Here is an 11,575-nt window from a genome sequence, read left to right on the forward strand (position 1 = left end):
GGGAAATATCCAGTGCTGGCGGTGCAAACCCTGGATAAGATTGCCCGGCACATGGAGCAGGAATGCCTGCAACCGGGGATGCAGGGGGTGTATTCCCGTCCCTTTCAACCGGGGGGGCAACCCATCGCCAATGCCATTAGCAAAGCCGTGAGCGATGTGGCCAGTGAATTATCGGCCGGCGCGATTTTGACCCTAACCAAGACGGGAGCCACGGCGCGCAACGTCTCCAAATTCCGGCCCCGCACGCCCATTATTGCCGTGACGCCCCATATCGAAGTTGCCCGTCAGTTGCAGTTGGTGTGGGGGGTGCGGCCTTTGCTAGTGCTGGAGTTGCCCACCGCTGGTCAGACGTTCCAGGTGGCGATGGCGATGGCCCAGGAGCGGGGCTGGCTCAAGGAAGGGGATCTAGTGGTAATGACGGCGGGAACACTGCCGGGGGTGCCAGGTTCCACGGATTTGATCAAGGTGGGGATGGTCAGCGCCCAACTGGCTCAGGGCATTGGCGTCGGGCAAGGGCTGGTCAGTGGCCGGGCCAGGGTATTGCGCCCCCGCGAGCGGCTGACGGACTTTCAAACCGGCGAAATCCTGGTGGCTCATCAAACCGATGCGTCCCTGGTCGAACCGATGCGGCGCGCTGCCGGCATTATTACCGAAGATGAAAGTCTCACGGGACATGCGGCGGTGATCGGATTGCGGCTGGGCGTGCCCGTCATTGTGGGCATCAAAAACGCCACCCAACTGATTCGGGACGGGGCGATTGTCACCCTGGATGTGCCGCGGGGGTTGGTCTACGCCGGTGCGCTGCGGATTGGGGAAATGGGTTAAGCGGGACGGGAGCGAGCAGCGGTCGGATGCAGCAGCACCGCCGCACTGGAGCGTTTTTCCACCATCTCCCGCGTAATCCGGCAATGGGCCACATCCTGGCGCGACGGCAACTCGTACATCACGTCCAGCATGAGTTCTTCAATAATGCTGCGCAACGCCCGCGCGCCGGTTTTGCGCCGGTAGGCCTCCCGCGCAATCGCCTGCAACGCCTCCGGTTCAAATTCCAGCTCGATATTGTCCATGCGCATGAGTTTTTGGTATTGCTTGACCAGGGCGTTGCGGGGCTGGGTCAAGATGGCAGCCAAGGCCTCCTCGTCTAACGGGTCCAACACCGCAATCACCGGAATCCGGCCCGTGAACTCGGGAATCATGCCGAACTTCACCAGGTCGTCGGGTTCCACTTCCCGCAGGATGGAGGCGCGTTGCCCCTTAGCAGGCAGGGGCGTGGGGGACTCCTCCAGCAAAAACCCCATCGTTTTCCGACCGAGGCGCTGCTCAATCACCCGCTCCAGTCCCACAAAGGCCCCGCCGCAGATAAACAGGATGTTGCTGGTGTTGATTTGAATGCACTCCTGGTAGGGGTGTTTGCGGCCCCCCTGCGGCGGCACATTGGCAATCGTTCCCTCCAAGATCTTCAACAACGCCTGCTGGACCCCCTCGCCGGAGACATCGCGGGTAATCGAAGGGTTCTCGCTCTTGCGGGCAATCTTGTCAATTTCATCAATGTAAACAATCCCCTGCTGCGCCCGCTCCACGTCCATATCCGCCGCCTGCAACAGGCGCAACAGGATGTTTTCCACGTCCTCGCCCACGTAACCCGCCTCCGTCAAGGTGGTGGCGTCCGCCACGGCAAACGGCACATCGAGGAGTTTCGCCAGGGTCTGGGCTAGGAGCGTTTTTCCGCAACCGGTCGGGCCAATCAGCAACACGTTGGATTTTTGGAGTTCCACGCCGTCGTCGTTGCCCTGGGACTCGGCTCGCAGCCGCTTGTAGTGGTTATAGACCGCCACCGACAGGATTTTTTTGGCCTCCTCCTGGCCAATCACGTGCTGGTCGAGATAGTGTTTGATGTCTTGGGGGCGGGGGAGCGGGTCTCGGCTGTTCACCAACGGTGCACGACTGGGCACGGCCTTGCGCTTGGTCACCGGCGCCATGCTGCGGGCATCTGACAATTCTTCTTCCAGGATTTCGTTGCACAGTTCCACGCACTCGTCGCAGATATAGACGCCTGGCCCGGCAATCAGCTTGCGCACCTGCTCCTGGGACTTGCCGCAGAAGGAACATTTCAGGTGACCATCGTAGCGGGACATAGACCCTCCCCTTTGCAACGACATCGCACTCAGGCGGCGGAATAGAGCATTTCGCGGGTGAGGACGTGGTCAATCAGGCCGTAGTCGCGGGCTTCGCTGGCTGACATGAAAAAGTCCCGGTCGGTGTCCGCCTCGATCCGCTCAAAAGGCTGACCCGTGTGGTGGGCAAGCAGTTCGTTGAGCCGGCGCTTGTGGTACAGGATTTCCCGCGCCTGGATTTCAATGTCAATCGCCTGCCCCTGCGCGCCCCCCAAAGGCTGGTGGATCATGATCCGAGAGCTGGGCATGGAGAAGCGTTTACCGGGAGCACCCGCCGCCAACAGAAACGCCCCCATACTGGCGGCCAGACCGAAACAAATGGTAGAGACATCCGCCCGCACCTGCTGCATCGTATCATAAATCGCCATGCCCGCCGTCACCGACCCCCCCGGCGAGTTGATGAATAACTTGATGTCCTTGGTCGGGTCCTGGGCGTCGAGATACAGCATACTCGCCACCAGTTGATTGGCCACGGCGTCGGTCACCTGGCTGCCCAACACCAGAATTCGCGCCTGCATCAACCGCTCCTGGATGTTAAAACCAGTTTCCGGGCGCGGGGGCGCTTCCTGAATCAACTCCGCCTTGAGACTGGTAATCAGGGGCACGTTCGCCAAGCTGGTAATCATACAAACCCGCCGATGTTGTTTGTCTTCATTATGCCTCAAGCCTGCTTCGGCGGGGACGATTCAGTTGCCTCCAGTGGCAGTTCTGGCTGGTCGAGGGTTCCCGGCGGCACAAAGGTAATCTCGGCGTGTTCCTGAAGCCACTGCAAAGCCATCTCCATCCGCAGGGCCGATTCCACCACCCGCCGCAGTTGCGTCTCGTCCAACCCCTGGACCGCCTCCGAGCGCTGCCGCAGCTCCTGGATGCGAGCCTGGAGTGCCTCCGGCGTGGGGTTCAGGTTTTCCCGCTCGGCAACAGCTTTTAGCGCCAAAAACTGTTTGGTTTTTTTCTCGGCTAGGGGCCGTAGTTGGTTTGCCAACTTCTCCACTTGGTCTGAGGTCAAGGCGGCCCGCACCTGTTCGGGGGTCATCCCGCCCTGCATCAACGCCTGGGCAACGTCCTGGAGCAGGTCGTTGAGGTGACGCTCCACCAGGGTCTGGGGCAATTCGGTGGTGGTAATAGCCACCAAGGCCTCCCGCAACTGCGCCTCAATGCTCTGCTGGGTCTTTTGTTCCGCCCGTTTCTGCTCCCGCTCCGCCAGGAAATTCCGCAATTCCTCCAGGGTCTGGCAGTCGCTGATGGCCTGGGCAAACAGGTCATCCAGCTCCGGCAACTCCGGTTCTTTCAGTTCCTTGAGGGTAACGTCCACGATAAGGGTTTGGCCAGCCAGGGCCGGTTCCCAAAAATCCGCCGGTGTGGTCACGGTGAGTTCCTTGGTCTCTCCCACCTGCATCCCAACCAGGCCGTTGACCACTTCAGGGAAAAAGCGGTTGTCTTCGGGTTCCAGGGGCACCTCCACATCCTGAGCGGTCAAGTCGCCGACGGCCTCCCCCCGGCCCTGGTCGGTTGCCCGGTAGGCTTGCATATCCACAATCGCCACGTCTCCCACTTGGGCAGGCCGTTCCACCGGTACCAACGTGGCCCGTTGCCGCCGGTGATGTTCCAGGATGCGGTCCACCACTTGCGGGTCAAACTCGTATTTTTCCGCCTGAATCTTCAGGCGCTGGTAGTCCCCTAGGGTCACCTCCGGCCAGACGTCCACAGCAATTTGAAACACGAAAGGCCGGTCGGGCCGGTAATTTTGCACCAAGGTTTCCAGCGGGTCCCGCAATTCCGGTTCGCCCAGGGTCGGCACCTCCAGGTTTTGCAGCGCCTGGGGCATCGCCGTCTGGATCAGCTCCTCCACCACCGAAGCGTGAATCGAAGCCTCCCCCAAGTATTGCCGCAGAATGTGGGGCGGCACTTTGCCCCGCCGGAAGCCTGGTAACCGCACGTCCCTTAACATGCGCCGAAAGACCGTCTCATGGCGTTTGGCCACCTCTTCGGCAGGGACTTCCACCCGCAGACCAATTTGACTATTGGGCAAAGGCTCCTGGGTAATTTTCATCGCACCGACTCCATAGGGCATATAGTATCTTAGCGTTATCGTCAGCGGGCGAAACGATGGGTTACCGCGTGGGGATTTTGGGGGCGACGGGCGCCGTCGGGACGGAAATGCGCCAACTCCTGGCCGAGCGCCAGTTTCCTGTCAGCGAGTTGCGACTGTTGGCCTCGCCTCGGTCGGCGGGTCAGACGTTGCCCTTTCAAGGCGAGCCGGTGCCAGTGCGCCCGGTCAGTGCGGCGGAATTGACGGGGCTAGACATTCTCCTGGCCTCGGCAGGGGCCGCAGTGTCCCGGGAGTGGGCTCCCCTAGCGGTTGCCAAAGGGGCAGTCGTGATTGACAATTCCAGCGCGTTCCGGCTGCAGGCGGACGTGCCGCTGGTGGTGCCGGAGGTCAATCCCCAGGCCCTTGCCCAGCACCGGGGGCTGATTGCCAACCCCAACTGCACCACGATCCTGCTGTGCGTGGCGATTTATCCCCTGCACCGGGTGCAGCCCTTGCAACGGGTGGTAGTGGCCACCTACCAATCGGCAAGTGGCGCCGGCGCGCGGGCCATGCAGGAGCTGCTGCAACAGACCCGCCAGTTTCTCGCGAACGAACCCCTGACAACGGCGGTGTTTCCCTACCCCCTGGCGTTCAATCTGTTTCCCCACAACAGCGCTTGGAACGACCAAGGCTATTGCCAGGAGGAGATGAAAATGCTCCACGAAAGCCGCAAGATTCTGGGCATCCCGGACTTGCGCCTGACTGCCAGTTGCGTGCGGGTGCCGGTGTTGCGCGCCCATGCAGAAGCAGTGAATTTGGAATTTGCGCAACCTTTTCCCGTGGCCCATGCCCGTGAGATTTTGCGGCAGAGTCCAGGGGTGCAGCTGGTTGAAGATTGGTCCAGGGGCTACTTCCCCATGCCGCTGGAAGCGTCCGGCAAAGATGCAGTACTCGTCGGGCGCCTGCGCCAGGACCTTTCCCACCCCTGCGGGCTGGAGCTGTGGCTATGCGGGGACCAAATCCGCAAGGGAGCGGCGCTAAACGCTGTGCAGATTGCTGAGCTGTTGCTGCAAAACGGCTGGCTCTAACGGGTTACAATCAGGCCAGGACTTGCTGCGGAGAACTTCCTGGCCATGGGGCGTCAGGACCGGTGGCTGGCGCTGGTGCTGATTCTGGTCTGTGTGGTGGCGGCTCTGGGGAATTGGTTGGGCAATGGAGCGCGCCCGGCCCTAGGGCCGAGTTGGGAAATGACTTCACGCACGGCGGAGGTGGCCCTGATTCCCATCAACGGGGTGATTACCTTTGCTGGCGAGAGCAGTCCCCTGGGTGGAGGTGCGACGGTCAGCGCCCAGGCCATCCTGCGGGCAATCCGCCGGGCGGAACGAGACCAGGTCAAAGCCCTGCTGGTGACCATCAACAGCCCGGGCGGGTCGGCGGCGGCGTCCCAGGCGATTTACCGGGAGTTGATGCGGGTGCGGCGAAAGGGTGACCTCAAGGTTGTGGTCAGCATGGCCGATGTGGCGGCCTCTGGGGGGTACTACGTGGCGGCGGCGGCGGATCACATCGTGGCCAATCCCGCCACTGTGACCGGCTCCATTGGGGTGATTCTCCAGGTGCAAAATCTCGCGGATCTGCTCAAAAAAGTCGGCATCCAAACCGTCACCATCAAAAGCGGCAAATTCAAAGACATTGGCTCACCCCTGCGGCCCACCACGCCTGGCGAAATTGACCTGCTGCAGGACTACGTGAACCAGGCCTATCAACAGTTCCTGAATGCCATCCTCGAGGGACGCAAGGGGAAATTGAGCCGCGCAGAGCTGGTTGCGGTGGCGGATGGCCGGATTCTCACCGGTTCTGCTGCCTTGAAAGCTAAATTGATTGACTCCTTGGGCAATTACTACGACGCGGTGGAGCAGGTCAAAAAGCTCACCGGCCTGAAAGACCCCGTGATTCGCAATTATCTGGCCCCCGACTGGCGCGAGTCGCTGCAGGAGCTGTTCCGCCTGACCCTGCTGCGCTGGTTCCCCCAGGAGCCGTGGCAGCGCTGGGCCGAGTGGAATAAAATTCCGCTGGCGTTGATGGAGTAGGCGATGGCCCTGCTGGAGGCGCTGTACAATAGTTGGTTCCGGCCCGAGTTGGGACGCCCAACCATGCCGGTGGCGGTGGCCAGCTTGGGGCTGGTGTGCCTGGTGCTGTCTCTCAACGCTGTGGCTTTTCTCGGCGGCACGGCGCTGGACTGGCTGGGCTGGTTTTTCCTGTTCGGGTTGGGGCTGGCGCTAGGCTGGTTCTGGCTCTCAGCGGCTTTGCACACGGTGGCGCTGTGGTTGGGGGGCGTCGGTTCCGTGGCGGATACGTTTGCCGCGGTGGCCCAGAGCCTGTGGCCTTTGCTGCTGACAGGTGCGGCCAATAGCGCACTCAACCTGTCGCCCTCATTGGGGTTGCTGTTCTCTCTGGCGATCAACGCGGGAGTGGTGGTGAATCTGGTGCGTGCGGTGGGCCGGGAGCATCAGTTGCCGGGGCTGCGGGCGGTGGTGTGTTTTGGGGGCGCGATTGTCCTGGTGGAATTGGCGTTGTTAGGCTTGATTCTCTGGCCGCTGATGGTGCTTCTGGGGATGTGAGTTCTAAAGGGTCCCAATCGTATCCCCAATCCCGGGCAATGGCCTGGGTGAGTCCCAACCGTCCAGGCGTGGGGTAGCGGCTGATGGCAATCAACAGGTCCCGCAGTTGGTCCCCTTCCGGGCACACGCCAAATACGTGCAATCCCCCGCGAATTTGCGCCTCCTTTAGCTCACACAGGTAGGCGTCCAGTTGGCGGAGGGTTTCCCCCATATCCTCAGAGTTGACCCGCAGTTCCTGGTCTAGGCGTTCGCTGCGCAGCAGGTGTTGCAATTGCTGCGCCAAATGGGGCAAGCGGTCCGGGTCGAGGGCTTCCGCCTGGTAGTACTCGTCCACTAGCTGCTCCAGCTTCAGCAACGGCCCGTACAGCTCGGCGCGGGTCAAAGGCGGCGTCAGATGGTCAAGGATCACCGCATGGCTACGGCGCTTGGCCTGGGTGCCCTCGCCAGGGTCGTTGACGATAAAGGGATAAAAATTCGGCAGCGTCCCCAACACCATCTCTGGGTAGCAATGGCTAGACAGCGCCACGCTTTTGCCGGGCAACCATTCCAACGTGCCGTGCTTGCCCAGGTGAATCACCGCATGGGCTTGAAATTCGTAGCGCAACCAGTAGTAAAAGGCCAGGTAATGGTGCGTTGGTTCCAGGTCGGGACAGTGGTAGTTCAGGCGGGGGTCTTGGTCGTAGCCGCGACTGGGTTGAATCCCGATGAATAAGTTGTCCCAACGCAGCCCGTACACCGGAATTCGCCCCTGCTCAGCCACCCGTTCCGGCGGTCCCCACCGCTCCACAATCGCCTGGGATTGGGGCAGGGTTGCCAGCCATTGCCGGTAGCGGTCCAGAGAGACGCTTTCCTGGATGGGTCGCCCACTCGATTCGGGGTCGTTGGTGCGGTAGGACAACAGCCGATGGATGAGTTCATCGCCGCTTCGGCAAGGGGTGCCCACCCGATAACCGGCGGCTCTAAGGGCGTGCCAAATCTGGAGGCAACTGGCGGGTGTATCTAGGCCCACGCCGTTGGCAACCCGGCCATCCTCGTTGGGGTAGTTCGCTAACACGATAGCAATTCGTTTTTCCGCAACCGGTGTCCGGCGCAATCGCACCCAGGACGCCACCATATCCGCCAGGAAATTCACCCGCTCCGGGTCGGGCTGGTAACGGCAAAGCGGCGCCTGCAGTTGGGGATGCACTTCAGTGGGGGTTTTGAAGGAGATGGCGCGGGTGATGATGCGACCATCCACCTCCGGCAGCGCCACCTGCATGGCCAAATCTCGGGGCGATAAACCGCGCGTTCCTTGCCACCACACTTCGCGCTCGTCAGTGCAGAGCACGACCTGCAACACGGGGACATTCAGGGTTTCCCACAGGTCTAACTCCGGGATATCCGCTTGCCAGCTAGCTACAGCAAACCCCGTCGTCACACACAGCACATCAATGGGATGCTCCTGGTAGAACTGGACAACGGCGTGGCGGGTGTCGGGATGGCTCAACGTATGCACAAAGTATGGCCAGGGCTGCAACTGTCTTGCCTGAAGAGCACAGCAAAACGCGTCAATAGCGGCGGTATTCCCCGCCAGCACATGGGCGCGATAGAACAAAACGCCCACCCCTGGCGCTTGGTGCAAAGGCGGTCCTCCCCAGTGATAGGCTCCCCATTCCGGCACCGGCTCAGGCGGCGGCGGTTGACCGGGCCAACCCAGGCTGTAGGCCGCCACGAATTCCAAGGCGTGGCGATAGTTGCGGACGCCCCCACACCGCAGGTAGCGGTGGAGCACTTGCACCGCTGGCAAGGGAACATTGGAGCGCTCAAAGATGTGCCAATCCTCCTGGTCATCCCCTGGCAACACCCATCGGTGAGCGTTCAATTCCTGAAGGCGCTCCACCCCATAGGCCCAGTAGTCCACTCCGCCCAGCAGCCGAACAATCACCACCTGGGCGTGGGCAAGGACCTGCTCGACGTACACATCCACGCTGTAGGGCGTGCTCAAATGCCGGCGCCAGTTGGCCACCCGAACCGCTGGAAAATGCGCAGGCAGTTGGGCCACCGCCTGGGCCAGGGTTTGAATGTCCGTATCGGCAGCCGTCAAAAAGACCATTGGCGCCGGCATCTGGTGCAATTCCTGGGGCTCTTCCGGCGACCAGTAGCCAGGTTGAGTGGGAATCCGGTGCATAATACGCTAGGGAGGACCCTTCCCCCGCGCATTATAGATGGTTAAAATCTTGCACATCCAACGGGCGGGTCCGATTGCCGGGTCGGAGCAGCATCTGTTGCAACTGCTGCCGGGACTCCAGGCGCGGGGGTATGATGTGACCTTTCTGGCCCTGACCAAACCCCACGAAGTCCCCAGTGCCTTGACCCAAGCCCTGCTGGCTAAAGGCATTCCCGTAATTGACCAGCGAGTGCATAGCGAGTACGAACCCCAAGTTTTGCCGAAAATTTGCCGGATCATCTGCCAGGGGCGCTATGACATTGTCCATACGCACTTGCTCTATGCCGACCTGTACGGGGCGCTGGCGGCTCGGTGGGCAGGCAAGGTCAAAGTGGTCTGCACGCGCCACAACGACAATCCCTACCGGCGGTATTGGCCCATGCGTCCGCTCATTGCCTGGAACACCCGCTGGATGGACCATGTGATCACCATTTCCGAGCATCTGAAAGCGTTCAACATGAAGTACCAGCGGGTGCCAGCCCACAAGATTACGGTGATTCCCTATGGTTATCAGCCTCCGCCCGCCGACCCGGAACCCTATCCCTGGCCTTGGGAAGCGGATGCGCTAGTCATTGGCATGGTGGGGCGGCTCGTGCCCCAAAAGTCCCATGCAACGGCGCTGCAAGCTTTTCCCTGGATTCAGCAGGTGGTTCCCCAGGCGCGGTTGGTGATTCTCGGCGATGGCCCCTTACGCCAGGAGTTAACCGCGCTAGCGGCGAGACTGCGCATTGCCCCCTACGTCCACTTCCTTGGGTATCGCGCCGATGCAGCCCGTTGGATGTTTGGGTTTGACCTGTTTTTGCACACGCCGTTACATGAAGGGTTTGGGCTGGTGTTGTTGGAGGCGATGGCGGCCCGGCGGGCGATTGTGGCCACGCGGGTCAGCGCGATTCCTGAGATAGTCCTTGACGGGCAAACCGGCTTGCTGGTGCCCCCCAACGACCCTCAACGTCTAGCCCAAGCGGTCATTCACCTATTGGTCAATCCCGATTTACGCGGCCGGCTGGGGGAAGCAGGTTACCGGCGTTTACGGCAAGAATTTAGCGTCGAAAAAATGCTCGACCGCACGGAAGCCGTTTATCAAGGGCTGCTATCCAACGCCCAGCGCAGTTGTTGACAAAACGTTTGCACTGCTGGGAGTCCCTCCTCAAACAGGCGTTTCACAAACGCGCTCCCTACGATGACCGCATCCGCGCCCCAATCTCGGAGCTGGCGGGCCTGTTCTGGTCGGGAAACGCCAAAGCCCACGCCGATAGGCTTTTGTGTCATTTGGTGCAGTTGCGCCAGGAGATGGGGAATCTTGTGGGACACTGTCGGACGCATCCCCGTCACGCCCGTCACACTCACCAGGTACACAAATCCCTGGGATTGCCGAGCGATAGCCGCTAGACGGTCCGGGGAACTTGTGGGCGCTGCCAGCAGCGTCAGTTCAATCCCGTAGTCCGGCGCGGGCGTCAGCAGCACGTGTGCTTCCTCCAGGGGCAAATCCGGCACCACGAGACCCCGCACCCCAGCGCGTTGAATCGCTTGTAAAAACCGTTCGATACCGCGGTGCAGGATGGGGTTGTAGTAAGTAAAAAGAATGAGGGGCGCTCGCAGGGTTCCAGCTAGAGATTGGACGACCTCTAGCACCTGCTCCAGCGTTGTCCCTTTGCGGAGGGCGCGCGTCGCTGCCGCCTGGATGACCGGTCCGTCAGCCAGGGGGTCGCTGTAGGGCACGCCTAACTCGATCAAATCCGCACCGGCCTGGTCGAGCAACCGGAGCGCCTGAGCAGTAGTTGCCAAATCCGGGTCGCCGGCGGTCAAAAAGGGAATCAGGGCGCAACGGGATTCCTGTTTCAGACGTTGAAATTGCTCAGAAACGGCCAGGGACATCACTGCGATGGGGAGGCCCAAAAGTCAAAGGTTCATTATAGGGGAAAGATTGGCCGGTCATGCTAATTTGAGGGCACGAGCCTATAGGCAGCGGCAAACTTCCTTCCAAGGCAGTCAGGGGGATTGAGAAATAACCGCCCCAGCCCAGTGACGGTTGGTCAAAAGTGACTTTGAGAGCAAAACCTAGTGGTCGGTAGTTTTTAGTGAATATGAATGAATTGAGCCACAAAGTTCTGCTCATTTTGGCTGGTATTGGAAATGGCCAGGGGGTTTTGCCAGTCTTGGTGGGGATGGGAATGTGACATGGGAAAATTTTTAGGAATCTTGACGAAGAGATAACCCTTTCTGCCAACTGCTTGGTTGGAAATCACTAAAGAAAACTTGCAGCCTAAACCCAGGTGATTACCCTTTGGCTTCACCGTCACAGGGGCATAGATGTCGGGAAATTTAGACTGTGGGGGCTGACCAGGTATTTGTACAACGATATGACTCGGATTGCTTTCCTGTAACTGTACTTCGAGTTGACCGCACTTGATCTTGCTGTACTCCGGTAGTCCTGTTCTTGTAATGGTTAAAATAGGTGTAGTCGGATTTGGGTGAAACCATGAGTACAGTTACTTGCCCCCGTTGCCAGTCTCAAAAGATTGTGAAGTACGGTCGTATCCATAATGGA

The 11,575-nt window shown here is 60.4% G+C and carries 9 protein-coding genes and 1 pseudogene; 5 read left to right on the plus strand and 5 right to left on the minus strand.

Translation table 11 applies throughout. The features are described from left to right. Positions 1-825, plus strand: an 825-nt coding sequence (locus NZ705_11210) for a PEP-utilizing enzyme (GenBank protein ID MCS7293516.1), incomplete at its 5' end; no start/stop codon positions are given. Here NZ705_11210 and clpX read toward each other — a convergent pair. The 3 genes from clpX to tig are packed head-to-tail and all read right to left on the minus strand — an operon-like array spanning position 822 to position 4,224. Further along, complete coding sequence (gene clpX, locus NZ705_11215; GenBank protein MCS7293517.1) at positions 822-2,135, minus strand: ATP-dependent protease ATP-binding subunit ClpX; 1,314 nt, start codon at positions 2,133-2,135, stop codon at positions 822-824. The two genes, NZ705_11210 and clpX, sit on opposite strands and share 4 nt — an antisense overlap. 29 nt (positions 2,136-2,164) lie before the next feature. Continuing rightward, positions 2,165-2,800: an ATP-dependent Clp protease proteolytic subunit gene (locus NZ705_11220; GenBank protein MCS7293518.1), complete on the minus strand. Its 636-nt coding sequence runs from the start codon at positions 2,798-2,800 to the stop codon at positions 2,165-2,167. Between the two features lie 35 nt (positions 2,801-2,835). Next, positions 2,836-4,224 carry a trigger factor gene (gene tig, locus NZ705_11225; GenBank protein ID MCS7293519.1) on the minus strand — a complete coding sequence of 463 codons (1,389 nt, stop codon included), beginning with the start codon at positions 4,222-4,224 and terminating at the stop codon, positions 2,836-2,838. Positions 4,225-4,280: 56 nt separating this feature from the next. Between tig and NZ705_11230 the strand changes: the two genes are divergently transcribed. From NZ705_11230 to NZ705_11240, 3 genes are read left to right on the plus strand one after another with little or no spacing between them, the layout of a single operon-like run. Beyond that, positions 4,281-5,291 (plus strand): aspartate-semialdehyde dehydrogenase, encoded by a 1,011-nt coding sequence (locus NZ705_11230; GenBank protein MCS7293520.1) that lies wholly within the window; start codon positions 4,281-4,283, stop codon positions 5,289-5,291. Positions 5,292-5,336: 45 nt separating this feature from the next. Further along, positions 5,337-6,290, plus strand: coding sequence for a signal peptide peptidase SppA (sppA, locus tag NZ705_11235; protein ID MCS7293521.1), 954 nt, complete (start codon positions 5,337-5,339; stop codon positions 6,288-6,290). Between the two features lie 3 nt (positions 6,291-6,293). Further along, the gene (locus NZ705_11240; protein ID MCS7293522.1) at positions 6,294-6,821 is read left to right on the plus strand and encodes a YIP1 family protein; all 528 of its coding nucleotides are present in this window, start codon (positions 6,294-6,296) and stop codon (positions 6,819-6,821) included. Positions 6,822-6,837: 16 nt separating this feature from the next. On the opposite strand, the pseudogene cobN reads toward NZ705_11240, so the two are convergent. After that, positions 6,838-8,988: pseudogene (gene cobN / locus NZ705_11245) on the minus strand (cobaltochelatase subunit CobN). A gap of 37 nt (positions 8,989-9,025) precedes the next feature. Between cobN and NZ705_11250 the strand changes: the two are divergent. Continuing rightward, positions 9,026-10,144, plus strand: a complete 1,119-nt coding sequence (locus tag NZ705_11250) for a glycosyltransferase family 4 protein (GenBank protein ID MCS7293523.1) — start codon at positions 9,026-9,028, stop codon at positions 10,142-10,144. Here NZ705_11250 and trpA read toward each other — a convergent pair. Further along, positions 10,108-10,902, minus strand: a complete 795-nt coding sequence (gene trpA, locus NZ705_11255; GenBank protein ID MCS7293524.1) for a tryptophan synthase subunit alpha — start codon at positions 10,900-10,902, stop codon at positions 10,108-10,110. The genes NZ705_11250 and trpA overlap by 37 nt on opposite strands. Positions 10,903-11,575: the final 673 nt, after the last annotated feature.

This window comes from Gloeomargarita sp. SKYB120, assembly GCA_025062155.1.
Taxonomy (GTDB): Bacteria; Cyanobacteriota; Cyanobacteriia; order Gloeomargaritales; family Gloeomargaritaceae; genus Gloeomargarita.